The sequence below is a fragment of the Chelativorans sp. J32 genome (assembly GCF_000518985.1).
Taxonomy (GTDB): Bacteria; Pseudomonadota; Alphaproteobacteria; order Rhizobiales; family Rhizobiaceae; genus Chelativorans.
On the sequence record NZ_JAEQ01000001.1, the window covers coordinates 469598 to 495506 of the forward strand.

A 25909-nucleotide genomic window follows, 5' to 3' on the forward strand; every position below is an offset into this window, starting at 1 on the left:
AGCGATGACCGGACACCTGAAGACCTGGCCAATCATCCTCGCGCTCTCCATCCTGAGCGCACCGCTGGTGCTGATGTATGCCTATCTGTTCATCGACACCGTCACGAATTCACCGCCCGGCTCGTTCATCCCAAACGAGTTCACGCTGGAGCATTGGGCATTCCTATGGCACACGCCGCCCGGACGCCCCAGCATCTGGCGCGTCACGTTCAATTCCCTGCTCTTCGCCGCCTCGACATCGCTGCTCGTGATCGTCGTCTCGTCAATGGCGGGATATGTGCTCTCCAGGCTCAACGTGCCGGCGCGTGGCTTCTTCCTGGCGGGCGTGATGGTGCTGCACGCGTTTCCGGCGATCACCCTTATCGTGGCCATCTTCCTCGTGCTGCAGATGATCGGTCTCTACAACACGCTGATCGGGGTGATCCTCGTGAAGGCGGCGATCGACATGCCCTTGGGCATCTGGCTGATGAAAGGCTTCTACGACACGGTTCCGTGGGAGATCGAGATGGCGGGGATCCAAGACGGTGCCAGCCGCTTCACCGTCTGGCGCAAGCTCGTGCTCCCGCAGGTGAAGCCAGGCATTTTCGCACTCTGGCTCTTCGCATTCCTGCTCGGCTGGAGCGAATTCATCCTGCCGCAGGTTCTGGCGCCGAGCGGAGACGTACAGGTGCTCTCGGTCTATCTCGCCTCCCTGATCGCCGACGACAACAATTTCGACATGGCGCTCTTCAAATCGGTCGGGCTGTTCTACATCGCACCCGTCCTGATCCTCTTCTTTGTTTTCCAGAACTACCTGATGAACATCTACGGCGGAGGGAGCAAGGGCTGATGCGTATCCTGCTCGACAAGTTCTCAAAGTCCTTTGGCGCTGTGAAGGTGATCGAGGATATGACGCTGGAGATCAAGGATGGCGAGATGCTCGCTCTCCTGGGGCCCTCCGGTTGCGGGAAATCAACCACGCTCTTCGCCATCTGCGGCATCCACAAGGTGACGGGCGGGCGCATCTATTTCGGCGACCGGGACATGACCGACCTCCCATCGCAGGAGCGCAATGTCGGCGTCGTCTTCCAGTCCTATGCGCTCTATCCCCACATGAACGTGGCGGAAAACATCGCGTTTCCCTTGCGCATCCGAAACCTGCCGGGGGCTGAGATCAAGCGGCTCGTCGACGAGATGGCGGACTTGGTTCATATCGGGAACCTGCTTGACCGCCGTCCTGCAGAGCTTTCCGGCGGCCAGCAGCAACGCGTGGCGCTCGCCCGCGCTCTGGTGCGCCGGCCCAACGTGCTGCTGCTTGACGAGCCGCTCGCCAATCTCGATGCAAAGTTGCGCCTCGAAATGCGCTCCGAGATCCGCCGCATCCAGCTCGAGACTGGCATCACGGCCATTCTGGTGACCCATGACCAGGTCGAGGCGATGAGCATGTGCGATCGCATCGCCATCATGAATGCGGGCCAAATCATCCAGATCGCCACGCCCAAGGAGATGTACCGCAATCCGCGCACGACCTTTGTCGCCGGATTTCTCGGCAATCCCCCCATCGCTTTTGTCGAGGCCGAGGCGCGGGACGGCATGCTTGCCGTAAAGAACGCAGATATCCGCCTGCCAGTGCCCCCCGATGCCGTCACGCCGCCTGACGGGACGCCCGTTATTATCGGTATCCGGCCGGAAAATCTCGGGCCCGAAGGGGATGCCATCATTCGCGGCCGCGTCAGCTTCATCGAGACGCAAGGACGCGAAAATCTCTACGACATAAAGCTCGAAAACGGCAGCGTCCTGCGCTCCATCCAGCGCGTGCGCGACGATATTTCGCTTGATGACGAGGTGGAATGGCGGGTCCGCAGCGACCGCTTGTTTGTGTTTGCCGAAAACGGGGAGCGGCTTTGAAAGATTGCGGCTTATCGGCCTTTGCGCGGCGTTTTCAATGGCTCGCGAGACTTAGTTATCCGTTGGTGATTGGCCATCGAGGCGCCAGCGGGCATCTGACTGAAAACACGCTCGCGGCCTTCGCGAAAGCCTCCGATCTGGGGGCGCAGATGTGGGAACTCGATGCCCAGGTCACGCGTGACGGCATATGCGTCGTCAGTCATGACGATCATCTGGAGCGGGTGTTCGGCGTGGATGCGCATATCTCGCAGCTTACGGCAGCCGAGCTGAAGGGCCTGCCGGGTGTGGAGGTGCCCACCTTCGCCGAAGTGGCCGCGCTCGCGCGCGAGCGCGGCGCTGGAGTTTATGTGGAGATCAAGGCGCCCGAGGCTGCTCCGCTCGCCTGGCGCCACCTACGTGAGCAGGATCAACGCTTCGCGGCACTCGGTTCCTTCGATCCGGAGCCTGTGCGCGCATTGCGCGAGGAAGGTTGCGATTTTCCGCTGTCGGTGCTCGTGAGGCTGGGGGCCGATGCGATGGACGAAGCCGAGCGCGCCGGCGCCGATATCGTGCATCTGTGCTGGGAGCGCGGAGGCGAGCGCCCGCAGGATCTCGTGACACCGGAACTCACCGGCGCCATTTTGGAGAGCGGTCGGCAGATCGTGCTTTGGCACGAGGAGCGCCCCGCCATCATCGACGACCTCGTCCGACTGCCGGTGCTCGGTATCTGCTCGGACCTTCCGGAGCGGCTGCGCTTTGCCATAGACAGGGTGGCCGCATGAGCGGGCCGGAAAAGCCATCGCGTGGCCGCAAGGTGACGTCTTTTGACGTGGCGCGCCGAGCCGGCGTATCGCGCGCAGCGGTTTCCAGAGCCTTCACTCCGAACGCCAGCGTTTCCCCGGAAACGCGTGAGAAAGTGGTGAAGGCGGCAAAGGAGCTGGGTTACCGGGTCAACTATCTCGCGCGGGGCCTCACCACGCGGCGCTCGGACTTCGTGGGCGTCGTGGCTGCGGGCATGGACAACCCTTTTCGAGCTCTGCAGATCGAGCAGATCACAAAGAGCCTGGTGAGGCGCAACTTCCGACCCATCCTTCTGCCAGCCGACCAGGGCGAGAGTGCCGATCACGTGATGGATCAGCTGCTGCACTACAATGTATCCGGTGTGCTGGTCACCTCCGATGCGCCCCCGACCGCTCTTTGCGCCGAATTCGCGGCTGCCGGCGTCCCGATTGTTCTCATCAACAAGGCCGACACGATCCCATCGGTGGATCGCGTCGTCTCCGATACCAATGCCGCCGGCAAGCTGGCGGCCGCGACACTTGTCGAAGCCGGCGCGAAGCAATTGGCCGTGGTGGCTGCGCCCGGGCCTTCCTACACGGCCCGATGTCGCCTGCAGGCTTTCATGGGCGCCTGCTACGCCCTCGATGTCGAAGCGCGGGTGATCCCGGTGGAGCACAACAGCTACAGGGAGGGCCTTGCTGTTGCCGAGGCGCTGAAGGGTGTGGACGGTGTCTTTTGCATCAACGATTACATGGCCTGCGGACTGATCGACGGTTTGCGTCGGCTCGGCGGGAAAGTGCCGGACGATGTCCGAGTAATCGGCCACGACGATATCCCCCAGGCGTCCTGGGCCGCCTATGAGCTGACGACGTTTCGCCAACCCTGTGACGTGCAGGCGGAGCAGGCGGTGAGCCTCCTCATAAGCCGCATGGATGATCCTACGACCGCCGAACGGTTCGAGGTGACGCCCGTCTCGCTCGTGCGGCGTGCAACGGTATGAGGCTTTGATGAGCGGCACTCGGGACGAGGACGGACTTGCGGAGCGACTGGCGCTGGCGCGCACCCTTGCCGTAGCCGTAGGGCATGAAATCGAGATGTTCCGGGAAGAGGCTCAGGTCGCGTTCCAGCGCAAGGGTCTTCAGGATTTCGTGACTGCCGCCGACCGGAGGGGTGAGGAGACGATCAAGAGTGCGCTCGCCGCGGCCTTCCCGCGAGACGGATTCCTCGGAGAGGAAACGGGTGGCGTGCCTGACATGCATGGTTTCTGGGTCGTCGACCCCATAGACGGCACCACGAACTATATCCGTGGCCTGCGCCATTGGTGCGTTTCCATTGCCTTCGTGCGTGCGGGCGAGATCGAGCTTGGGTGCATCTATGACGCCACGACCGGTTGGGTCTATTCTGCCGTTCGCGGTGGGGGCGCGTTCTGCGAGGACAGGGCCGTCGCGGTTTCCCGGCGTCGAGATCCCGCCGAGGGGCTTGCGATCCTGGGCTGTTCCCGGCGTACCAGCTTTGCGGACTACCAGGCCGTTCAGCGCAGGCTCCATGATCTGGGCATGGACTACCGCCGGTTGGGCTCGGCCGCCCTCGGCCTTGTGCGCGTGGCGAGCGGTGTGGCCGATCTCTATTACGAGGCGCATGTGAATTCCTGGGACATCATGGCCGGCGCGCTGATCGCGCGCGAGGCCGGCGCGGTGGTTGAGATGCCGCTACTTGATGTCATGCTGAAGCAGGGGGGACCCTTGGCTGCTTACGCACCGGGTCTCGGGCCGCATCTCGGATTTCTGCACGAACTGGTGGAGGCAGCCGCCTAGCGCTTCTCGTCGTGCTTGGTCGGCATATGGCAGAAGGGAGGCCTTGCTTGAAAACCGTCTTTGTCCTCTTCGATTCTCTTAATCGCCATATCCTCGGTTGCTATGGCGGCAGGCGTGTGCCGACGCCGAGTTTCGACCGGCTTGCTGCACGAAGCATGGTGCATGATCGGCACTATGTGGGGTCGCTTCCCTGCATGCCAGCCCGGCGCGATCTCCTTACCGGGCGCCTTACCTTTCTGCACCGCAGCTGGGGGCCACTGGAGCCTTTCGACAATGCCTTTCCCGAATTGCTCAAGGACCACGGCATCCACACCCACCTTGTGACGGACCATTATCACTATTGGGAGGATGGCGGCGCCACCTATCACAACCGCTACTCGACCTATGAATTCGTGCGAGGGCAGGAGAGCGACGCCTGGAAAGCCATGGTCCAGCCGCCCTGGGAGCGCTTGCGCGAGAAATATCACGAGCGCCAGGCCGGCGGCGGCGACGCGATCAGCAAATATTCGACCCACATCATCAATCGCGAATTCATTCGCAGGGAAGAGGATTTTCCCTCCGTGCAATGCTTCGCCCACGGGTTCGACTTCCTCCACATGAACCGCAACGCGGACAATTGGCTTCTTCAGATCGAGACTTTCGATCCGCATGAACCCTTCTTCGCGCCGGACCGCTTCAAAGCGCCTTTCAGGACGGCTTGGAACGGGCCGATCCGCGACTGGCCGCGTTATGGTCGCGTCGACGAACTGCCGGAGGAGGCAGAGGAACTGCGCGCGAATTATTATGCGACCGTTGCGCTGTGCGATCACCTGCTCGGCCGGCTGCTCGATTATTTCGACGAGCATGACCTTTGGAAGGACACGGCGCTGATCGTGACGACCGATCATGGCTTCCTGCTGGGCGAACATGATTTCTGGGCCAAGAACCGGATGAACATGTATGAGGAGATCGTCCACATACCGCTTTTCATCTACGACCCGCGCAATCCGCAGGCGGGGCGGATCGACCGGCTGACGCAGTCGATCGACATGGCGCCGACCTTCCTCGATCTTTACGGCGTCGAGCCGCCGCCGGAAACGGAAGGGCTATCGCTGCTGCGTGATGGAAACCGGGAGGCCGTCATTTTCGGCTATTTCGGCGGCGCGGTGAATGTCACGGACGGCCGCTACACCTATCACCGCTTTCCAGAGGATCTCGAGAATCAGGAAATCTATCAATACACCGTGATGCCGACCCATATGGCGCAGCGCTTCACACCAGAAGAGCTTTCGACCGCCACGCTGGCAAAGCCCTTCGGCTGGACGAAGGAGGTGCCGCTCCTGAAGGTCCCCGTCATCAAGCGCTCGCCCATCTACGCGAATTATGGACCGGGTTCGCTGCTCGAGAGCGACACCAGGCTTTATGATCTTCTAAGCGATCCGGGGCAGGAGCGGCCGATCAGGGACGAGGCCGTCGAGGCGGGGATGATCCGGCTGATGCGTGAATTGATGATCCGGAACGAAGCGCCGCCGGAGGCATTCATCCGGCTCGGGCTGGAAACGCTGGAGGAGGTGGGATAACCCATCACCTCCCGCCGCCGTGGCCTACACCGTCTCGGGCGAAGCCGAGACGGTGATGCGCAAGTAGAACACCTATGCGTGGGCTGGCGCCGGCGTGGGCTCGTCCGAGGCCGATGCCATGTCGAGGATCCGTTGCAGGGCGGCGGCATGCCGGAAGGTCGGCTCCGTCGGCATGTTCAGCCGCACGGCGTTGACGAAGCGCTCGTAATTTGTCGCGACCGGCGGAGCCTCCATATCCCGCCAGGTGGCCGTCTCGGCATCCTCGCCGAGGCAGACGCGCAACTGCGAGCTCTTAGGCGTGTGCTGCACTTCGATGCCGCCCTTGTCGCCGTAGATACGCACGCGCAGGTCGTTGATATGGCCGGTGGCCCAGCGCGTGGCGTGAATCGTGCCGAGAGCGCCATTGGCGAAACCGGCCGTCATGACGAAGCTGTCATTGGCATCGAGCACATATTCCCCGATCCGGTCGCCTTCCGCCTTGTGGAAGGTTTTCAGCCGGCTTGTGATCGTCTCGATCTCGGTCGCTGCGCCATAGGAGGCGAAATCGAGAATGTGGATGCCGATATCGCCCAGGGTGCCGTTCGAGCCGTGCCCCTTGGAAAGCCGCCAAAGCCACAACGGGCCCGTCCGCCAATCGCCCCAGGCCTTGGACACGAGCCAGCTCTGCAGATAGGAAGCCTCGATGTGCTTCACCTCGCCGATGCGGCCGGAAAGCACCAGGTCGCGTGCGGCGTGGATCTCCGCTACGTTCCGATAGCTCAGATTGACCATCGCCACTACGCCGGCCTTCTCCGCGGCTTCGGCCATTGCGGAAGCTTCGGCGAAATTGGTCGCAAGCGGCTTCTCACAAAGCACATGCTTGCCGGCGGCTATGCAGGCCATACTGGTCGAATAATGGGCCGCATCGGGCGTGACATTCGTGACCGCATCGAATTCGCCCCAAGCCAGCGCCTCTTCTGTGGTCGCGAATTGGCGCTCGATCTTGTGCGCGTCGCAGAAAGCCTGGAGGCGCTCTGCGTTGGTGTCGACGCCGCCGACGAGGTGGACGCCGGGGATGGCCGCGAAGCGTGTGGCATGCTGGTTGGCCATCTTGCCAGTGCCGAGGATGAGCAAACGCATATGAAATTTCCTATTTGAAACCGGCCTCGCCGGGCTTGTGCAGCTTGGGGCCACGCTCGGTGATCGGCTCGGGCGCCTTGTCGACCGGCACGTTCGGCGCGTCATGGACGGCGGTGTAGGCCGGCATGGGCGAATAGGCCCAGCGCACCGCGTTCCTCAGCACTTTGTGCACCGTTTCATCGTGATAGGTGGGATAGGCCTCGTGGCCCGGCCGGAAATAGAAGATGTTGCCCGCGCCGCGGCGATAGGTGAGGCCGGAGCGGAACACCTCGCCCCCCTGGAACCATGAGATGAACACCGTCTCGAGCGGCTCCGGCACGGAGAAGGGCTCGCCGTACATCTCTTCCTGTTCGAGCTCGAAATATGGCGGAAGGCCTTGGGCGATCGGATGGCCGGGGTTGACGACCCAGATTCGCTCGCGCTCGCCCGCCTCGCGCCATTTCAGCGCGCAGGGCGTGCCCATCAGGCGCTTGAAGATCTTCGAGAAATGGGCGGAGTGAAGCAGGATGAGGCCCATCCCTTCCCACACGCGCTTTGCCACGCGCTCGACGATCTCGTCCTCCACCTGGCGGTGCGCCTTATGGCCCCACCAGACGAGGACGTCGGTTTCGGCCAGAACCTGCTCGGTCAGGCCATGCTCAGGGTCCTGCAGCACCACTGTCCTCGCCTGCAGGTCGCCCTCGGCGGCAATGGCCTTGGCGATGGTGGTATGCATTCCTTCGGGATAGATCGAGCGCACGAGCTCGCTTTGCTGCTCGTGCACATTCTCACCCCACACCGTAACCTTGATGCTCATGAGCATCCTTTTCTTCTTTTCGTTGGATCATGCGCACAGGACACCCCGCATCGGACTCCTGCGCACTTTTCAGACGTGCCACTTGGTGGAACGCGCCTAGCTGTAACCTGATGGAAAGCCGTGGGCCGGATATCTAAACTCGGATATGAACCCGCCCTAGGCACCCAGCGGTGCAGTGGTTCGGTCGGCAATGCCGGGCCTGTCTTCCATTCGGACAGCCCTTTTGCGGCTCTTGGCCGAGGACACGCTGCGCCCCCAGTCTCGTTCTGTTCCCTTTCTGCTCCTCAGTCAAGAACGTTCAAAAGACCGCGGCGAGGATGTCGTAAGGCGTGTGATTCCTGCCACTCTTACGAAGTACTTTGCCGCTAACATAGGCGTCTGTTGTCTCGCGCCCACGGCTGCAAGAACATCGAAATTTGACGATATTTGGGGAAAGACCATGCCGAGCCAAAACATCGCAGCCACGAATACCGCCAATGCCGCAACAGGTGTGGCAATAGATCATGGCGGCAAACGCGTGCTTCTCAAGTGGCACAGGCTTCGGCGCGAGATGAAGGACCCGCTTTTTAGCGGTGAGGTTCTCGCCGCTGGGCTGAAGCTGGGAGCCTCGATGGAAATCGATCTCCGCGCGACGCGTGACGGCAGCTTTGCCGTTCTACACGACCGCACCCTTGACCGCGAGACGAACGGCTCCGGACCTGTCTCTGCCTATACCGGCGACGACATCCGAGGACTGCTCTATACCGAGCCGGCGCGGGACGGCACGGTCCGCCACGTCCTCACGGCCGAAGACCTCGCCGAGCTCTTGGGTCCGGCCCAACAGGACGCATTGCTTCAGTTCGATATGAAGGATGACTTTGCGTCAGTCGGAGAAGGGGCACTCGACCGGCTTGAGGGTCTATTTGCAGACCGTGACAAGCATCTGGTGGTCAGTGGAGATGACACCGAGCTGACATTGGCGATCACCGACAGATTGCCGGCGGCCAAGCGAGGGCTCGAACCCTCCTTTCGCCTGATGGACCTGCACAGGGCGGGGCGGAAGAGCGAAGTTGGCGGTCAGCTCACGCGCGAACTGAGCGGGCCCATTCGGCCCTATATCGTCTATCTCAACTGGAAGCTCCTGCTGGACGCCTATGCGGACGGCATCGATCTCGTCCGCATTTGCCACGATCACGGTGCGCGGGTCGATGCCTGGACGTTCACCCTTGCCGATCCGGATGGCGGGTTCAGCGACGATGAATGGCGGAAGCTGGAGCGGCTCCTCGAGCTCGGCATTGATCAGATCACCACGGACGAAGCCGTGGCCACCGAACGCGCCTACCTGCTGCGGATGGGCGGCTAGGGGGCGGGTCTCTTGCCTGGCCCGGTGTTCCGTGACGGCGTGAACATGCGCATGAGCGTGCCGTCGCGGCGGGCGAACTGGTGATAAAGAGCGGCCCCCGCGTGGGCAGCCGCCAGAATGCCCGAAGCATAGGCCAGAACGGCGTGAATGTTCGACCATAACGCCTCCGCCTCATCGGAGCGGGCAAGCGGCAGGTCGGGCACAAGCACGAGATTGAAGGCGAAGCTCGGGATCATGAGCGGGGAGGTGGATGCGATTGCCCAGCCGGTGAGGGGCACGAGGATCGTCATGGCGAGCAAGGTGGAATGAGCGATGCGGGCAGCCAGAGCTTCGGAGACAGACGTACCCGCGACCGGTTTCGGCTTGGCACCGGAAAGTGCCCAGCCAAGACGGAGGAGGGCAAGCAGGAGGATGAGGAAGCCCACCGATTTGTGCCACTGGTAGAGGTTGAACTGGAGTCGCGGATCATCGGCGGTGGCTTGGGTCAGGTAGCCCAGCCCTATTTGACCGAGGAACAGGATTGCGATCGCCCAGTGGAAGAGAATGGCGACGAGGCCGTAGGAAAGGCGGGAATTCCGCAACATGGCATCGTTCTTCCAGTAGACCGCCCGGTTCCGATTGAGGCTTGCGGCCTTCGGTCGAAGCCTCATACCAGCTGTTCGTAGGCGCGGGCCGTGATCTCCCTCAGTCTGTCGCGCGGGAGATCCCCCACCATCGCGCAGCTTATCCCCTCGTCGCTCCAGAAGAAGGCATCGAGCCTTTCGAGCCTTGCATAGCGGAACGCGGTTTCTCCCTCGCTTCGCGAGGGGGTGATATAAAGCGTCACCCTGCGCCCGGTTTCATCCTCGTACATGAACTGTGCGGCAGGGCCGTTGGAGGCAGGAAGAAGCCGACCGCCGACCAGGGTAAGTCCATAGTCTCGGAGGTCTGGCACAGAGATCGTCCGGTCGAGCCGCTTGGAGAGCCATGTCTGCAGGTGGTCCCTCTCGTCAGCCCACACCTCTACGGGATGGCGGACTTCAACGGCGTAGACACGGTGGGCTTCCACCGCTTCGGCCACGAGTGTCGCTTCCGTCGGTGCGGTGCTGGCGAGATCGCGCCCGAACCAGCCGCCAGCTACACCGAGCGCGAGGAGGATGACGGCTGCCGCCGCCATGCGGCTCCAGTGCCAGGAGCTGGCACGCAACTCCCGATCGGCCCGCTGAACGCTGAGACGTGGCGGCACAGGCTCGTCCGTCACATGACCATAGAGTGCGCGCAGCGCCTCGTTCTGACGGCGCCATATCTCCACCTCGTCCGCTGCGGTGGGATCGATGGCAAGCTCTGCCTCTACAGCTTCGCGAGCCGCGCCTGTGAGCGCACCGTCGGTATAGGCGTGCAGGTCGTGCTCGGTGATCTTGCGTTTCCCGCGGCTCATTTCACGGACCTCAATCTCGGCGCGCCGGTCTCCGTCATGCGTCTCAGCGTGGCGCGCGCCCTTCCCAGGCGCGACATCAACGTGCCAAGCGGGATGGCCAGCACCTCCGCCGCCTCGGCATAGCTCATCTCCTCGACTGCCACGAGAAGAAGCACCTCCCTCTGCTCCACGGGGAGCGCCTGCATGGCCTGCGCCGTCTCGGCAAGCGCCAGCCGGCCCGATTGCGTATCGAGGCTGGGCGGATCGGTTTGGAGCGTGTCGAGCGGCAGGTCGGGCGCCCGGCGGCGCCGCCTCAAATCATTGCGGTAGACATTAAGCAGGATGCGGAACATCCAGGATCGCACGGAACCTGAGGGGCGCCAGAGCGCGCGCTTCCGGATCGCACGTTCCAGACAGTCCTGGACGAGATCGTCCGCGAGGTCGGGATTGTGCGTCAGCGCCCGAGCATAACGTCTGAGCGCCGGCACACATTCCTCGATCTCGTCCAGGATCTGCGGCATGGCCTACCCTTTGGCGATGTGCCAGACCCCGCCCACGCCATCGCCCGTAGTGTCGCCGGGCTTCTTGTCGTTCTGCCAGAGATAGAGCGGCATGCCTTTATAGGCCCACTGCTCGCTTCCGTCCTTACGCTTCACCAGACTGAAGTCTCCCCCAGCCTTGGCGCCGGAGGCAGCGATTAGCGGCGGCCACTTGACCGCGCAGTCGTCATAGCAGTTCGTCACACCCGATGTATCCTTGTCGAAGGTATAGAGTGTCATCCCTTTGGCGTCGGTGAGGACCCGGCCTTTGGACGTCTCGGCAGACTTGATCGCGCCGCCGGCAAAATCGGCGGCGTATGCGACAACGGGTAATGCCACTGCCATAGCGGCGGCGATGACGATTGGAGTACGCATGCTCAAAACCTTTCTTGGTTATGGACGCGGTTTCAATCCGCATGGGAAAAACAGTAGTGTCGGCTGTTTAATCCCGGTTTGCCGATAAAATACGCAATTTACCTACCGCCGCTGCCCGCGAAGCATCATGTCGAAGTGAACGACATTGGAATAAAGCGGGGTTCCCACGTCCATTCCATAAGGCGAGCGGAACACGTCGCCCACCACATGGAATGCAAGAGCGCGGCCATCACGCCCGGCCAAAGTCGCATGGAAAGTCTCCCGGCGCGTGATGCCACGCGCCGTAAGGGTCCCCTCTATTACGGCGCTGTTCGGACCGTCCTGGCGAACCCTGGTGGAGCGGAACGTGATCGTCGGATGCGCAGCGACATCGAAAACCGCATCCGAGCGCAGGAAATTCTCCACGCGCGGTTCTCCGGTTTGAACGCTTGCTGGCTCCAACTCGATGTTGATGTTTGAGCGCGCGACATTGTCCGGGTGAAGCTCGAACGCGCCGGAGAAGCGCGAGAACCGGCCGTTGATCCCTCCGCCGCCCACTTGGCCCACGGAGAAGGCGATTTGCGACGACGGCGCAATCGCATACCGGCCGCGAAGATCGGAGAGGGTTTGAGCATGGGCGGCCGCTGCGCAAATGAGCAACCCTGCCGCAATCAATGATATCTTGAACATGGGTAACGTCCTTCAGGACGGGAATGGCATGGAGCAAAAACACCCGGCTGAAGTGAATAATCCCGGGAGCCAGAGATTTCATTTGGGGATGGCGGGGCGAAGGAGCACGGATTGCGGCCGGTTCTATTGGCCGAGTCTTCTGCTGCCGCTTGTCCGCCATTTTTCGGCATAGACATTCCATTCTTCATCGGCGCGGCTTTGCCGTAAGCCTTCAGACGGGCCTGCAGGCCGAAGCCTCTTCACCAGAAGTGCTGCGCCGACGCTCGTGCCGGTCGCCTGCCCGGTTTGGGCAATAACAGGCCGAGCGGTCGCGGCTTCGAGCATGTCGATGTAAACGCCATTTTCGGCAAAAGGGCCCTCGACGAGGATAGCTCCCGCGGCGCCAATCAGGTCGAGGCAGGTGGCCGTCATCAGCGCCAGATAGAAGGCGGAGGCAACAGTGCGCTCGCCGGGGGAAAGTTCCCTTGGGGCGACCCAGCGCGATGCCGAGTTTGGGAACGGGCCGCAGCCCCTCTGCACCGAGGGCAGGAGCATGATGCCTTCGGCAAGGACCGCTTGGATATCGGCCTCGTTCCAGTCGGTGCTGTGCTCTGCCATCAGGATTTCGTATTCCCGCCCGCCCATGAAGCGGGCCGACGGCACGGGCTCGCCGAGCGCGTCTACGTTGACGAGTGTGTCGCGTGCCGGATCGAGCGCGACCTTCTTCCCGCCCACCGCCATGGAGACGACCCATGTTCCGGTCGAGACTACGGCGAAGGGAGGTTGGCGCCAGAGAAGGTGCGGGAATAGAGAGGCGTTGGAATCGTGGATGCCGCAGAGCACGGGCGTAGCAGGATCGAGGCCGGTCCGATCGGCAATCTCCGACAGGATGGGGCCGAGTACGTCGCCTGCTGCGCGCAAGGGCGGGAAAAGTTGCTGCCAACGCATCCGCTCGACAAGCGAAGAAAAGCCGCCGGCTTCCGGGTTCCACAGGTCGGTGTGGCAGCCAAGCGAGGTCGCCTCGCTTGCCGCAACGCCCGTGAGGCGGAAGGCCCAGTATTGCGGATACATGAGGATTGCGCGGGCAGCGGCGAAATCCTCCGGGAAGGTGCGGCTCTGCCAATAGAGCTGCGCGCCGAGATTGAGCCCAAGCGGTAGGGAAGGCGATCCGGTCTCCGCAAAAGGCGGGCGCACGGCCTCGTAGTCACTGCGCAGCCCGTCCGGCCCGTCATGCTCATAATCGAGCACGGGCAGCGCGAGGCTGCTGCCATTTTCCCCGAGCAGCACGGCCGTAGCGCCATGCGCCGTCACGGAGATCGCATCGATCCCGTGTTGGCGGCTTAGTTCGGCCAGGCTGTCGAGAATGAACGTCCACAATGCCTCCACATCGTGGTGCGGGTAGGGGCCGGTCCTGAGGGGCCTGTTCGGCACCTTCCGCACGGAAAGTTCGGCTAGCTCTTCGATATCGACCAAGGCAAGCTTGGCGTTCGACTTGCCGATATCGATGACGGCGACCCGGCGCATCGTCATTCCATGTGGAAGACGGTTTCAAGCGGAATGCTCACCGGCTCGTTGTCCGGCTTCGTCTCCATGATGTCGGCCATATACGCCCACCACCGCTTCATCACCGGATGATGGGGCAGGTCCGCCATCCTGTGGCCGTCGGTCCGCCAGAGCACGCCGAAGAGCGTGCTCGTCTCAGGATCGAGGTGGATGGAGTAATCCGAAACGCCGGCTTCCTTCAACAGGGTGACCAGTTCCGGCCAGATCTCGTCGTGCCGGCGCTTGTATTCCTCCCGCATGCCCGGATGGAGCTTCATCTTGAATGCGTATTTCTCCGGCATCAGGCACTCCGTTCCCTAAGCCTGTTCCAGATGATCGGCAGCGCGATCACGACGATCAGAAGCAGGCCGATGAAGATCGACATCACGATGCCCGGAACGTTCATCAGGCCGAGGCCGAAGGTGACGAGGCCCATGATCACCGCTGCAAGCACCACGCCCAGGATGGAGCCTGCGCCACCCAGGATGTTCACGCCGCCGAGCACGACCATGGTGATGACTTCGAGTTCATAGCCTTGTGCGATGGAGGGCCGCGTGGAGCCAAGGCGGGAGGTGATGAGCACGGCGGCTATGCCGGACATCAGGCCGGTGAGGCAGAAGAGGATGAATTTAACGCGCTCTACGCGCACGCCGGAAAAGGCCGCTGCAATCGGGTTGTTGCCGATGGCGAAGACGGTGCGGCCGAAGCTTGTCCGGTGCAGGAGGAACCAGAAAACAAGCGCGGCGACGAGGAACAGCACCAGCTCGAAGGAGATCACCCAGCCCACATAGCCCTGCCCGAAGAAGGCAAAGCTTTCCGGATAGCCCTTATAGGCCTGGTCGCCGAGAATGATGTAGGCGACGCCGCGGAAGAGGCTCATCGTGCCGATGGTGACCACGATGGAGGGAAGGCCGAGGCGCGTCACCAGGACGCCGTTGAAGGCGCCGCAGAGAAGACCGACCCCAACGCCGATAAGGACGAGCGTCGGCGTGTCCGCTTCGGCCTGAAGGGCCATGCCCATCAGCGTCGAGGCAAGCGCAATGATCGCCGCCACTGAAAGGTCGATCTCGCCGGCAATGATGAGCATCGCCATGGCAAGTGCGATCAGCCCCTTTTCGGTGAAGTTGAAGGTCAGATCGGAGAGCGACCACGCATTGAGGAAATAAGGCGAGGCGATGCTGTTGATGACGAAGATCGCAATCGCGACCAGCACGAGCAACATTTCCCAGCTGAAGACCGCCGATCTGAACGGACTGTCCAGCCGGTCGGGGATGTGGCGCGCGGTGTCGGTCGTCATGCCTCGGCTCTCCTGAGAATGATACGGCCTTGCCGGCGCTCGCCGCGCGCATTGAGCACGACGGCCAGGATGATGGCGCTGCCGGAGATCGCGAGCTGCCAGAAGGGGGAGATGTTGATGACGGGAAGGCTGCTGCCGATGATGCCGAGGAACAGAGCTCCGAGCGCCGCGCCGGCCACAGTGCCGATGCCGCCGGCAATGGAGACGCCGCCGATCACGCAGGCTGCGATGATGCTGAGTTCGTAACCGTTCGCGACCTCCACTGAGGCGATCACGTAGCGCGAGATCCAGAGATAGCCGCAGAGCCCGGCCACCAGGCCGGAGAGGCAGAAGGCGAGGAACTTCGTTCGGCCCACATCGATGCCGGCATAGACGGAAGCGGTGGGATTGATGCCGACCGCGTAGATGGACCGGCCGAAAGCCGTTCGCGTCATCAAGAGATGGAAGAGCGCGATCGCGGTAATCGCGGACCAGGAGAGCACTGGCAGGCCAAGGAACACGATCCGCGGCAGCGCGATGAAGCCTTGGCTCATCTGGTCGGCGTTCACCCAAGCTCCGCCCGACAGGACGAAGGTCGCCCCGCGGAAGATGGTGAGCGTGCCGAGCGTGACTACGATGGGCGGGATCCCGAGCTTCCACACCAGGACGCCGTTAAACGCACCGAGTGCGGTGCCGATCGCCATGGCCATCAGGATCAGGAATACCACGGGAATTTCGGGGAATGCCGCGTTCGTCATGGCCACGGCCATGCCGGTGAAGGCGAGGTTGGAAGCCATCGAGAGGTCGATGGAGCGCGTGAGGATCACCACCATCTGGCCGAGCGCCAGGATGATCAGGATGGAATAATCATTGAAAACGTTGAGCAGGTTGCCCGGCCGAGCGAAAACGGGAAAGCGCAGAGCGATGATCGCGATCAGGAGCACAATCGCCGCCAGCAGCCAAATCTCCCTGTGTTTGGCAAGCGTCTTCATTGGGCAATCCCCGCGGCGAGCCTCACCAGCATCTCGGCGTCGAGCCCGTCATTCTCGCGGATGGCGGCGATGCGACCCTCACGCATGACGACCACGCGGTCGGACATGCCGAGGATCTCAGGCAGTTCCGAGGAGACCATGATGACGGAAAGGCCTTCGGCCACGAGCTCGGCCATGAAGCCGTGCACGGCAGCTTTCGAGCCGATGTCGATGCCCTTGGTCGGCTCGTCGAGAATGATCACTTTGGGCTTGGTCGCAAGCCATTTGGCGATCACCACCTTCTGCTGGTTGCCGCCGGAGAGCGTGCCCACATCCTGGCTGAGCGAGGAGGCGCGGAGGTCGAGCCGCTCCGTATAGGTGCGTGCGAGGCGGAACTCCTCCGCGAGCCGAAGCACACCGGATTTCGAGGTGCGCTTGAGCGAGGGCAGGGAGACGTTCTGGAAGATGGGCATACCGATGACGACGCCCTGGCGGCCGCGCTCCTCCGGCACGTAGACGATGCCGGCGGAAATGGCGTCGGCGGCGGATCTGGGTGCGATCTCCTGTCCGCGGAGCATGATCGTGCCGCGGCTCGTTCGAGTCATGCCGGCGATCGCCTGCATCACCTCGCTCCGCCCGGCGCCGACGAGGCCATAGAAGCCGAGGATCTCGCCCTGTCTTAGTTCAAAGCTGATGTCGTCGAATTCGGTCGGATGCGAAAGACCGGAGACGGCGAGCAGCGGGCCGCCGATCTTCGGCTGGCGCTCGGGAAAGATGTGGTCGACGGCGCGACCCACCATCATGCGCACCAACGCGTTCTGCGTCGTGCCGGCAAGACGTCCTTCGCCCACCATCTGTCCATCACGGAAGACGGTATAGCGGTCCGCAATGCGGAAGATCTCGTCGAACTTGTGGCTGATGAAGAGGATCGCTTTCTTCTGGCTCTTCAGGAACTCGATGAGCAGGAAAAGCTCCTCGATCTCCTTGGCGGAAAGCGCCGCCGTCGGCTCGTCCATGATGACGATCCGCGCGTCGATCGACATCGCCCGCGCGATCGCCACCAGATGCTTGTTGGCGATGCCGAGATCGGAGAGGGGTGCATCGGCGTCAATATGGCCCGCGCCCAGGGTTTCCAGCACTTCCTTTGCGTTGGCGCGCATGGTGCGCCAGTCGATCATGCCAAAACGCGTGCGCGGTGCGTGTCCGAGAAAGATGTTCTCGGCGACGGTGAGATGATCGAAGAGCACCGTTTCCTGGTGGATGGCTGTTATACCCTGTTCGAAAGCCGCATGCGCGGTCGGCAGCTTCGCCGGTTGCCCGCCGATGCGGATCTCGCCCTCGTCGGGCTGGTAGATGCCGGTGAGGATCTTCACGAGCGTCGACTTGCCGGCGCCGTTCTCACCTATGAGCGCAGTCACCTGGCCCGGATAAAGCGACAGGCTCACGCCTGAAAGCGCGCGAACCCCGGGAAAGTTTTTGCTGATGCCGGAGAGCGTGAGGAGCGGCGTGATTTCACCACCAGCGGGGAGGGGCTTTGGGCTCTCTACGGAGGTATGGATCATATGGCTAGAGCCCGTAGAATCGGCTGCGGGATGCCCGCCTGTCTGAAAGGGGAGTGCCAAGGGCGAAGACATTCCAACGATCCCATCAGGGATACGGGCGCAGTCACCGCCGCGCCCGTACGCTCGAAGATCAGTAAATCTTCGAGAACTCCTCGATGTTCGACTTGTCGAACTGGAAGGGCGCCGCCATGGCCGCCGCATTGGTATCATCCAACGTCACCTCGCCGACGCGGCCGATGGAAAGCTTCGCGCCGGGCTTGGCCTCCGCCTTATCCGTGGCGAGCTGGTGGGCGAGGTAGACGGCCGAATAGCCGAGGTCGATCGGGTTCCAGAGCGCCACGGCCTGGCTTGCGCCATTGTCGATGAACTTCTTGAACTCGGACGGCAGCGCCAGCCCGGTGACGTTGATCTTGCCGATCAGGTTCTGGTCCGTCACCACCTGCGCCGCGGCGACGACGCCTACCGTGGTTGGGGCGATGATGGCCTTGAGGTCGGGATAGGAGGCGATGAGGCCCTTCGCCTCGTTGGTGCTCTTGACCGAGTCGTCATCGCCATAGACGACCGCAACCAGGTTGATGTTCGGGAACTTCTCCGGCAGCACCTTCTTGGCTGCTTCGATCCAGGCGTTCTGGTTCGTCGCCGTGGAAGAGGCGGAGAGAATGGCGACGTCGCCGCCCTCAGGCAGATAGTCGGCCGCAAGCTTGATGATCGTTTCGCCGATCAGGTCCGTGTCGGACGGGTTGAGGTGCATCTCGCGGCCTTCCGGCGCCACGCCCGAGTCCCACGAGATCACGGTGATGCCGCGGTCCATCGCCTTTTTCAGCGCGGGCACAAGAGCATCCGGATCGTTGGCGGAGATCGCGATGGCGTCCACCTGCTGGGCGATCAGCGAATTGATGATTTCGATCTGGCCTTCGGCGGTCGCCGAGGTCGGGCCGGTATAGATCACCTCTACATCGCCGATTTCTTTGGCGGCTTCCTGCGCGCCCTTATTCGCTGCGTCGAAGAAGCCATTGCCGAGCGATTTGACGACAAGCGCGATCTTGACCGGCTCAGCCATGGCCGGCGTCGCCACGAGCGCAGCGGTGACGGCCGCCGCGGCAAGCAATTTCCTGACAATAGACATCTGTTCCTCCCTTTGATTGTCCTTGCCTGAACAGCCGCCCGCCTTCAGGCGGGCAGCGACGTTTCCTCCCGTTTCGGCTGGCCCATTCCGGCGATGATGAGCGAGACGCCGGCCTCCTCCAGCATCTTGGCCTCCCGATCCTCGATACCTTCATCCGTAATGACGGTGGAGATGCGGGACAGGCCGCAGAGAATGAGGCTCGACCGCTGACGGAATTTCGAGGAATCGACGAGCACGACAAGCTCGTCCGCCTGGTCGATCAGCTTCTGCTCTGCCTGGATCAGGAGCGGGTCACCCTCCATCAGGCCGAGCGGCCCGAGCCCCTGCGCCCCCATAAACATCCTCCGCGCGTAGAAATTGCGCGTTACGTCATTGTCGAACGGCGAAAGGATGATGTTCTGCTCGCGATAGATCGTGCCGCCGGACAGCATCACCGTGTTCTTGGAATGCTTGAGCAGGTGCTCTGCGATCGGAAAGGAATTGGTGAAGATCGGCATGCGCCGATTGCTAAGGAAATGCACCATCTGGAAGGTGGTGGTGCCCCCATTGATGATAATCGGCTCGCCGTCCTGGCAAAGCTCCACCGCCGCCCGGGCGATGGCCCGTTTCTCGGCGGAATGCAAGGCCTCGTTCACCCTGAACGGACGGCCGGCAAGCCCTACAATCTGCGGCGGGTTGAGGGCCTCCGCCCCGCCGCGCACGCGCCGAAGCCGCTTCTGCACATGGAGTGCCGCAATGTCACGCCTTATCGTCGCCTCGGACGACGAGGTCATCTCGACCAATTCCTGCACCGTCACAACAGGCTTTTCCTGGACGGCCGACAGGATGATCCGATGGCGTTCCTTTTCGTGCATGCTTCCTCCCACTGCACGTATTAAGGGCGCCCATATCGGCATTGTCAATCAAATTCGATCATATTTATGCTTGATGTGCTACAGTGTGATCATTCTTGATCGTTTATGATTGACAATCGCGACCTCTCGTTGTGATCTAAATCCTGCTGCGCCTCCTTTCGGAGGTCCATGGGAGGATTCCTGATGCTCGACAACACCCGCGCTGCTCGGCTCGACAATCTCTGGGATGAAGCCAAGGCGGCTCCGATGTCTGAGCCGGAACGACTGCTTTATCGTTCCAACCTGCTCGGTTCCGACAAGCGGATCACGAATTTCGGCGGTGGCAACACGTCCGCCAAGGTGATGGCACAGGATCCGCTTACCGGTGAGACCGTCGAGGTGCTGTGGGTCAAGGGCTCCGGCGGCGACGTAGGCACGATCAAGCTCAATGGCTTTGCGACGCTGTATATGGAGAAGCTCGAGAGCCTGAAAAAGCTCTATCGCGGCGTGGAGCATGAGGACGAGATGGTGGGATATCTGCCCCACTGCACCTTCAACCTGAACCCCCGCGCAGCCTCAATCGATACGCCGCTGCATGCGTTCGTGCCGAGAAAGCACGTCGATCATATGCATCCGGATGCGGTGATTGCGATTGCCGCGGCGGAGAACAGTCGGGATCTGACGGCGGAGATCTATGGCGGCGAGATCGGCTGGCTGCCCTGGAAACGGCCGGGCTTCGAGCTCGGGCTGTGGCTCGAAAAATTCTGCCGTGAGAACCCGGACGCCAATGGCGTCGTGCTTGCCGGGCACGGTCTCTTCACCTGGGGCGATACGGCGAAGGAGTGCTACAAAACCACGATTCGCATCATCAACCGGGCCATTGGGTGGTTCGAGGAGAAGACCGCCGGCAAGCAGGCCTTCGGCGGCTCCGTGCGCCCGAGGCTGTCGTCCGCGGAGCGGCTCGCGATCGCCGAGAAGCTGATGCCCGCGATCCGCGGCATGATCTCGGCTTCCGAATGCAAAATCGGCCATTTCGACGATTCCGACGCGGTGCTGGAATTCGTGTCTTCGCAAGAGATGGAACGGCTCGCCGAGCTCGGCACGAGCTGCCCCGACCATTTCCTGCGCACCAAGCGCAACCCGCTGGTGGTGGATTTCGATCCGGCCAATCCGGATATCGAAAAAACGCTGGAGGGCCTGAGTGCGGCGGTGGAGGAATATCGCAAAGGCCACGCCGCTTATTATGACCGCTGCAAGCGGCCCGAGAGCCCGCCCATGCGCGATCCCAACGCGGTCGTCTATCTCGTGCCGGGGGTCGGCATGATCACCTTCGCCAAGGACAAGGCGACCGCCCGCGTTTCGGGGGAGTTCTACGTCAATGCTATCAATGTGATGCGCGGAGCTTCCAGCGTTTCCTCCTATGTGGGCCTCCCCGAGCAGGAGGCGTTCGACATCGAATATTGGGTGCTGGAGGAGGCGAAGCTCCAGCGCCTGCCCAAGCCGAAGCCGCTCGCCGGTAAGGTGGCGCTCGTCACGGGCGGGGCCGGCGGCATCGGCAAGGCGAGCGCCGAGCGGCTCTTGCGCGACGGCGCTTGCGTGGTGCTGGCTGACATTGACGGGAACTCTCTTGAAGAAACCGACGCCGAGCTTGGCCGCCAGTACACGGCGGACGTCGTGCGCAGCGTCCGTCTCGATGTGACCAAGGAGCAGGAGGTGGTCGCCGCCTTCGCCTTCGCCGCACGCGAATATGGCGGGCTCGACATCCTCGTCTCCAATGCCGGCATTTCTTCCGCCGCCCCCGTAGACGAGACGGAGCTATCCATGTGGAACCGCAACATGGATATACTTTCCACCGGTTATTTCCTCGTCTCGCGTGAAGCTTTCCGGTTGATGAAGCGGCAGAAGACGGGCGGGTCGATCGTCTTCATCGCCTCGAAGAACGGGCTGGCAGCATCGCCGAACGCGTCAGCCTACTGCACGGCGAAGGCCGCGGAGATCCATTTGGCGCGCTGTCTGGCTCTCGAAGGGGCGGAGTTCGGCATCCGTGTGAACACGGTGAATCCGGACGCGGTGCTGCGCGGCTCGAAAATCTGGTCGGGAGAGTGGCGCGAGCAGCGCGCTGCCGCCTACAATATGAGCCCGGACGAGTTGGAGGAGCATTACCGCAAGCGCTCGCTTCTGAAGCTCAACGTGTTTCCCGAGGACGTGGCCGAGGCGGTGTCCTTTTTCGCCTCGGATGTGGCGGCGAAGTCGACCGGCAACATTTTGAACGTCGATGCAGGGAATGCGCAGAGCTTTACAAGGTGACTGGGTCCGTGTGGTGACGATTACGTTGCCACCATCCCTTTGCTGCCCGTGATGGAGGGAGCCTTCTCGCTATCAGGAGGCGGGAAGGTGCCGCGCTCGGGGAAAAGGCAAGATGGCGAAGAATGCGGGAGGAAAAATGTCCGAGCATGTGATCGATCCGAGCTTGCTGGAGCGCCACAACAACGCTCGCATGCCCGCGCTAAAGCGCGACTACGAGACCCTCGGCGAGCAACTCGACCGCCGCGGTGTTTCGATCGATGCCATAAGGGAAAAAGTGGCGGGCTTTGGCGTTGCCATCCCGTCCTGGGGCGTGGGCACTGGCGGCACGCGTTTTGCGCGCTTTCCTGGCCCGGGCGAGCCGCGCGACATCTTCGACAAGCTTCAGGACTGCGCGGTGATCCAACAACTCACCCGCGCCACGCCAAGCGTTTCTCTTCATATTCCATGGGATAAGGCCGACCCCGGTCGCTTGAACGAAACAGCGGAGCGTTTCGGCCTGCGCTTCGATGCCATGAACTCCAACACCTTCCAGGATCATCCGGGCGACAGATATTCCTATAAGTTCGGCTCGCTCTCGCACACGGACGCCGCCACGCGTCAGCAGGCGATCGAGCACAATATCGAATGCATCGAGATCGGGAAGACGATCGGGTCTAAGGCACTGACGGTCTGGATCGGCGACGGCTCGAATTTTCCGGGCCAGAGCAGTTTCACGAAAGCTTTCGAGCGCTATCTCGCCTCGATGCACGAGGTCTATGCCGCGCTGCCGGAAGATTGGCGCCTCTTCACCGAGCACAAAATGTACGAGCCTGCCTTCTATTCCACGGTCGTGCAGGATTGGGGAACCAACTACCTCATCGCGCAGGAACTCGGGCCGAAGGCATTCTGTCTCGTCGATCTCGGCCACCATGCGCCGAACGTGAACATTGAGATGATCGTGGCGCGCCTGATCCAGTTCGGCAAGCTCGGCGGCTTCCATTTCAACGATTCGAAATACGGCGACGACGACCTGGATGCTGGTTCGATCGATCCCTACCGGCTGTTCCTCGTTTTCAATGAATTGGTTGATGCGGAGCACCGCAACGAACCGGGCTTCAACCCGGCCCATATGCTCGACCAGAGCCATAACGTCACCGACCCTATCGAAAGCCTCATGGTCTCCGCGACGGAAGTGCAGCGCGCTTATGCGCAGGCCCTTTTGGTCGATCGCACAGCGCTGGAGAGTTTCCAGGAGCAGAATGATGCTCTGATGGCGGCGCAAACGCTAAAGACGGCATTTCGCACGGATGTGGAGCCGATCCTTGCCTTGGCGCGCCTCGAGCGAAACGGCGCCGCTGACCCGGTGTCGGTCTATCGCGAAAGCGGCTACCGTCTGAGGGCCGCCGCGGAACGCCCGCCGGTAACCGGGAGCGGTGGAGGAATTGTTTGAGGCCGTAAGGATGGCGTGCCCAAACGGGCAAATTGCGGGACGCTGGCGCCGATTCATCACAAAGGCGCTCCGTCCTATAAAAACTTCGGAAACGCTCGACCGCAGCTTCGTTTGACAGTGTGATGGCGAAGTGAGAGCCTTTGTCCACGCCGGACTGCGATTGCCCCGCAAGTCGTGGCGGTTTGCTTCGTTTATTGGATAAAGGAGGCTGCAATGGTTGGCATGACGGAATGGGCTCCAGACCGCGGTTCTGAACTGAGAATGCGCTGGGGCTGGGTCGTAGCGCTTGGCGTGATCTTCCTGATCGCCGGCATCATTGCGCTCGGCAGCGTTGTGACGGCGACGGTGGCGAGCGTGTTCGTGGTTGGCGTGATGATGACGCTCTCTGGTATCGCAGAGATTGTACATGGTTTCCAGATGAGAAGCTGGGGCCGTTTCTTCCTGTGGGTCCTGATCGGCGCCCTCTATGTGGTTGCGGGCTTTATCGCTTTCTCCAACCCGCTGCTGGCTTCGCTGGTGTTGACCCTGATGCTGGGTATCGGACTGATCGCCGCCGGGATCGTGCGGGGAGTTCTTGCGGTTCAATTGCGCGGCACGTCTGGATGGGGTTGGATTCTTCTCTCCGCGATCATCACGGTGATCGTCGGTCTCATGATCGTCGGAGGTTGGCCCACAACGAGCCTCTATGTGCTCGGCATCTTCCTCGGAGTGGATCTCGTCTTCGCGGGTGTGGGTTGGATCGCTGCTGGACTGGCGTTGCGCAACGCATAACCGGCGCCGTTCTGCTTCACCGCGACCGGTGGGGCAGGAGCGGTAGCAGCTCCTGCAGAATGGCATCGATTTTCTCAACGCTGAGGGATGCGCTGGAAAGCGCTTCCTCAATCGTATCCGTCCGACGGTCATCGCTCGTGGCAGCATTGGTTATCGCAGAAAGCCCGATGACGCGAAGCCCGGCATGGACAGCCGCGGTTACTTCGGTGACGGTCGACATTCCGAGAGCGTCGCATCCGGTGGCGCGCAGGAAACGGCGTTCCGCCAGCGTCTCCAGCGAAGGACCGAGAATGCCAGCATAGATCCCGCGATGGACCTGCTGCAGGGCGCGCCCCGCCGCCTCGGCGGAAAGTTGCAGAAGATCGGGGTCATAGGCGCGCGACATGTCGGGGAAGCGCAGGCCCATCTCGGCGCTGTTCGGCCCCACTAGCGGGTTCGAGCCCGTGAAGTTGAGATGATCCTCGATCAGCATCACGTCTCCCGGCCGGTATTCCGGGTTGAGGCCGCTCGCCGCGTTCGTCACGATCAGGCTGGTGCAGCCGAGCCGCTTCAGCAGATAAATCCCAAGCGCGATATCCTGTGCCGTCCATCCTTCATAGAGATGCAGCCGGCCCTGCATCATCGCCACCCGCCGTCCGTGAAGAATCCCGGTTACGAGATTTCCTTTGTGGCCAGGGGCGGTCGGAATGGGGAAGCCTTCGATCTCCGCGTAGGGGATCACCACCGCTTCCCGTACCGATTGGACGAGATCGCCGAGGCCGGAGCCGAGAATGATGCCAATCTCGGCCGGGGCGCCGGCACGCGCGGCAATGGAGCCGTCGGCCCGGTTCAGACGCTCCATCAAGGTTTCCGCCATGGTCTCCACCCAAGCCGCCTATTTTCCAAGCTCGATCGAGCGTTGCCGGGCTGCATCCACCGCTTCGGTGACAAGTGTCTGGAGCCGTTCTTCGCCCATCAGGATCGCAAGAGCCGCCGCAGTCGTGCCATTGGGGCTGGTGACCTGTTCCCGGAGCTTGCCCGGCTCTTCGCCGCTTTCCTTGGCGAGGACGGCCGCCCCATACACGGTCTGCATCGCAAGAAGCTTGGCCGTTTCGCCGGGCAGGCCTGCCTTTTCTCCAGCAGCCGTCAGGCATTCGATGAAGTGGAAGACATAGGCAGGGCCCGAACCGGAAACAGCCGTCACCGCGTCCATCAGCCTTTCATCCTCAACCCCCGCAACGGCACCATTGGCAGTAAGGAGATCGTTCACGAACGCCTTGACCTCAGCGCGAACGTTCCGGTTCGAGAAAACCACCAGCATTCCCTTACCGATGGCAGCCGGCGTGTTCGGCATGCAGCGGATCACGGCCGCTTCACTGCCAAGCAACTCCTCGAAGGTTGCCATGGCCGTCCCTGCCGCAACGCTGAGAAAGGTGGCATCCGGTGCGAAGGAGCGGTAATTCGGCACGACATCGCGGATCATCTGCGGCTTCACCGCAAAGATGATCAGATCAGCTTCAGTGAGCCCCAAACTTCCCGGCTCGGCGGCCGCGCTCACCCCATGCCCTTCTGCGCGGGCGCGAAGATCGCTGTTCGGCTCAACCACGCTTATCTCACTCGCTGAGAGCTTTCCGGCGGCGAGCCAGCCTTTCAACATGGCATATCCCATATTGCCGCAACCGACGAGAACCACTCGCTTACTCATCAATCCCTCCTGATGCTGGCCCAAAGGAATGACGCGGCGGCGAGCGGGATGCAACCATTTCGATGGCATTCCTTCGCGCATGCCACTTTTCAACGACAAAACGTGGCTTGAAAAAAATCATGGCAACGAATTGCACTTACGGTCATCGCCGCCTATGCGAATGGGCAGACATCC

26 protein-coding genes are annotated in these 25909 nt (G+C 62.1%); 10 read left to right on the plus strand and 16 right to left on the minus strand.

All coding sequences use genetic code 11. The features are described from left to right. The first annotated feature begins 4 nt into the window (after positions 1-4). Genes CHEJ32_RS0102270 through CHEJ32_RS0102295 form a run of 6 tightly spaced genes read left to right on the plus strand, consistent with a single transcriptional unit; the run spans position 5 to position 6019 of the window. Positions 5-829, plus strand: coding sequence for a carbohydrate ABC transporter permease (locus tag CHEJ32_RS0102270; protein WP_028032390.1), 825 nt, complete (start codon positions 5-7; stop codon positions 827-829). Further along, positions 829-1887, plus strand: a complete 1059-nt coding sequence (locus tag CHEJ32_RS0102275; RefSeq protein ID WP_028032391.1) for an ABC transporter ATP-binding protein — start codon at positions 829-831, stop codon at positions 1885-1887. The genes CHEJ32_RS0102270 and CHEJ32_RS0102275 overlap by 1 nt, the downstream gene beginning before the upstream one ends. Continuing rightward, the gene (locus CHEJ32_RS0102280; RefSeq protein WP_028032392.1) at positions 1884-2648 is read left to right on the plus strand and encodes a glycerophosphodiester phosphodiesterase; all 765 of its coding nucleotides are present in this window, start codon (positions 1884-1886) and stop codon (positions 2646-2648) included. Before CHEJ32_RS0102275 ends, CHEJ32_RS0102280 begins: the two co-directional genes overlap by 4 nt. Further along, positions 2645-3646: a LacI family DNA-binding transcriptional regulator gene (locus CHEJ32_RS0102285; RefSeq protein WP_028032393.1), complete on the plus strand. Its 1002-nt coding sequence runs from the start codon at positions 2645-2647 to the stop codon at positions 3644-3646. The genes CHEJ32_RS0102280 and CHEJ32_RS0102285 overlap by 4 nt, the downstream gene beginning before the upstream one ends. Before the next feature lie 7 nt (positions 3647-3653). Further along, entirely contained in the window at positions 3654-4460 is an 807-nt protein-coding gene (locus tag CHEJ32_RS0102290) for an inositol monophosphatase family protein (protein ID WP_028032394.1), read from the plus strand. Between the two features lie 47 nt (positions 4461-4507). Continuing rightward, the gene (locus tag CHEJ32_RS0102295; RefSeq protein ID WP_028032395.1) at positions 4508-6019 is read left to right on the plus strand and encodes a sulfatase; all 1512 of its coding nucleotides are present in this window, start codon (positions 4508-4510) and stop codon (positions 6017-6019) included. 72 nt (positions 6020-6091) lie between these two features. Here CHEJ32_RS0102295 and CHEJ32_RS0102300 read toward each other — a convergent pair whose 3' ends face one another. Further along, on the minus strand, positions 6092-7138 hold the full coding sequence (locus CHEJ32_RS0102300; protein WP_028032396.1) for a Gfo/Idh/MocA family protein: 1047 nt from the start codon (positions 7136-7138) through the stop codon (positions 6092-6094). A 10-nt stretch (positions 7139-7148) separates the two neighbouring features. Next, complete coding sequence (locus CHEJ32_RS0102305; RefSeq protein WP_028032397.1) at positions 7149-7934, minus strand: ThuA domain-containing protein; 786 nt, start codon at positions 7932-7934, stop codon at positions 7149-7151. Positions 7935-8373: 439 nt separating this feature from the next. Here CHEJ32_RS0102305 and CHEJ32_RS0102310 point away from each other — a divergent pair, with 439 nt between their 5' ends. Continuing rightward, positions 8374-9276, plus strand: a complete 903-nt coding sequence (locus CHEJ32_RS0102310) for a glycerophosphodiester phosphodiesterase family protein (RefSeq protein WP_051469338.1) — start codon at positions 8374-8376, stop codon at positions 9274-9276. Here CHEJ32_RS0102310 and CHEJ32_RS0102315 read toward each other — a convergent pair. The 12 genes from CHEJ32_RS0102315 to CHEJ32_RS0102370 form a co-directional block, all read right to left on the minus strand. Continuing rightward, positions 9273-9926 (minus strand): cytochrome b, encoded by a 654-nt coding sequence (locus tag CHEJ32_RS0102315; RefSeq protein ID WP_371179744.1) that lies wholly within the window; start codon positions 9924-9926, stop codon positions 9273-9275. The two genes, CHEJ32_RS0102310 and CHEJ32_RS0102315, sit on opposite strands and share 4 nt — an antisense overlap. Continuing rightward, positions 9923-10693 carry an anti-sigma factor gene (locus tag CHEJ32_RS0102320; protein WP_028032400.1) on the minus strand — a complete coding sequence of 257 codons (771 nt, stop codon included), beginning with the start codon at positions 10691-10693 and terminating at the stop codon, positions 9923-9925. Before CHEJ32_RS0102320 ends, CHEJ32_RS0102315 begins: the two co-directional genes overlap by 4 nt. Beyond that, entirely contained in the window at positions 10690-11193 is a 504-nt protein-coding gene (locus CHEJ32_RS0102325; RefSeq protein WP_028032401.1) for a sigma-70 family RNA polymerase sigma factor, read from the minus strand. The genes CHEJ32_RS0102320 and CHEJ32_RS0102325 overlap by 4 nt, the downstream gene beginning before the upstream one ends. 3 nt (positions 11194-11196) lie before the next feature. Then, a complete protein-coding gene (locus tag CHEJ32_RS0102330) occupies positions 11197-11586 on the minus strand; it encodes a hypothetical protein (protein ID WP_051469339.1) in 390 nt (129 codons plus the stop codon). A 102-nt stretch (positions 11587-11688) separates the two neighbouring features. Further along, a complete protein-coding gene (locus tag CHEJ32_RS0102335; protein WP_028032403.1) occupies positions 11689-12255 on the minus strand; it encodes a YceI family protein in 567 nt (188 codons plus the stop codon). 123 nt (positions 12256-12378) lie between these two features. Further along, entirely contained in the window at positions 12379-13764 is a 1386-nt protein-coding gene (locus CHEJ32_RS0102340; RefSeq protein WP_028032404.1) for an FGGY-family carbohydrate kinase, read from the minus strand. Beyond that, positions 13761-14078, minus strand: coding sequence for an L-rhamnose mutarotase (rhaM, locus tag CHEJ32_RS0102345; RefSeq protein ID WP_028032405.1), 318 nt, complete (start codon positions 14076-14078; stop codon positions 13761-13763). Before rhaM ends, CHEJ32_RS0102340 begins: the two co-directional genes overlap by 4 nt. Then, entirely contained in the window at positions 14078-15073 is a 996-nt protein-coding gene (locus CHEJ32_RS0102350; RefSeq protein ID WP_028032406.1) for an ABC transporter permease, read from the minus strand. Before CHEJ32_RS0102350 ends, rhaM begins: the two co-directional genes overlap by 1 nt. Then, positions 15070-16044, minus strand: a complete 975-nt coding sequence (locus tag CHEJ32_RS0102355; RefSeq protein ID WP_028032407.1) for an ABC transporter permease — start codon at positions 16042-16044, stop codon at positions 15070-15072. Before CHEJ32_RS0102355 ends, CHEJ32_RS0102350 begins: the two co-directional genes overlap by 4 nt. Further along, positions 16041-17585, minus strand: a complete 1545-nt coding sequence (locus tag CHEJ32_RS0102360) for a sugar ABC transporter ATP-binding protein (RefSeq protein ID WP_051469341.1) — start codon at positions 17583-17585, stop codon at positions 16041-16043. The genes CHEJ32_RS0102355 and CHEJ32_RS0102360 overlap by 4 nt, the downstream gene beginning before the upstream one ends. A gap of 130 nt (positions 17586-17715) precedes the next feature. After that, positions 17716-18711 carry a rhamnose ABC transporter substrate-binding protein gene (gene rhaS, locus CHEJ32_RS0102365; RefSeq protein ID WP_028032409.1) on the minus strand — a complete coding sequence of 332 codons (996 nt, stop codon included), beginning with the start codon at positions 18709-18711 and terminating at the stop codon, positions 17716-17718. Positions 18712-18755: 44 nt separating this feature from the next. Further along, positions 18756-19565, minus strand: a complete 810-nt coding sequence (locus CHEJ32_RS0102370; protein ID WP_028032410.1) for a DeoR/GlpR family DNA-binding transcription regulator — start codon at positions 19563-19565, stop codon at positions 18756-18758. A gap of 183 nt (positions 19566-19748) precedes the next feature. On the opposite strand from CHEJ32_RS0102370, the gene CHEJ32_RS0102380 reads away from it, so the two are divergent. The 3 genes from CHEJ32_RS0102380 (at position 19749) to CHEJ32_RS0102390 (ending at position 24051) form a co-directional block, all read left to right on the plus strand. Next, the gene (locus CHEJ32_RS0102380; protein ID WP_028032411.1) at positions 19749-21851 is read left to right on the plus strand and encodes a bifunctional rhamnulose-1-phosphate aldolase/short-chain dehydrogenase; all 2103 of its coding nucleotides are present in this window, start codon (positions 19749-19751) and stop codon (positions 21849-21851) included. Between the two features lie 136 nt (positions 21852-21987). Further along, complete coding sequence (gene rhaI / locus CHEJ32_RS0102385; protein ID WP_028032412.1) at positions 21988-23280, plus strand: L-rhamnose catabolism isomerase; 1293 nt, start codon at positions 21988-21990, stop codon at positions 23278-23280. 213 nt (positions 23281-23493) lie between these two features. Further along, the gene (locus CHEJ32_RS0102390) at positions 23494-24051 is read left to right on the plus strand and encodes an HdeD family acid-resistance protein (protein WP_051469343.1); all 558 of its coding nucleotides are present in this window, start codon (positions 23494-23496) and stop codon (positions 24049-24051) included. A 16-nt stretch (positions 24052-24067) separates the two neighbouring features. Here CHEJ32_RS0102390 and CHEJ32_RS0102395 read toward each other — a convergent pair whose 3' ends face one another. Both CHEJ32_RS0102395 and proC read right to left on the minus strand, forming a co-directional pair. After that, positions 24068-24907 carry a purine-nucleoside phosphorylase gene (locus tag CHEJ32_RS0102395; protein WP_028032414.1) on the minus strand — a complete coding sequence of 280 codons (840 nt, stop codon included), beginning with the start codon at positions 24905-24907 and terminating at the stop codon, positions 24068-24070. Positions 24908-24925: 18 nt separating this feature from the next. Beyond that, positions 24926-25735, minus strand: a complete 810-nt coding sequence (proC, locus tag CHEJ32_RS0102400; RefSeq protein ID WP_028032415.1) for a pyrroline-5-carboxylate reductase — start codon at positions 25733-25735, stop codon at positions 24926-24928. Between the last annotated feature and the right edge of the window lie 174 nt (positions 25736-25909).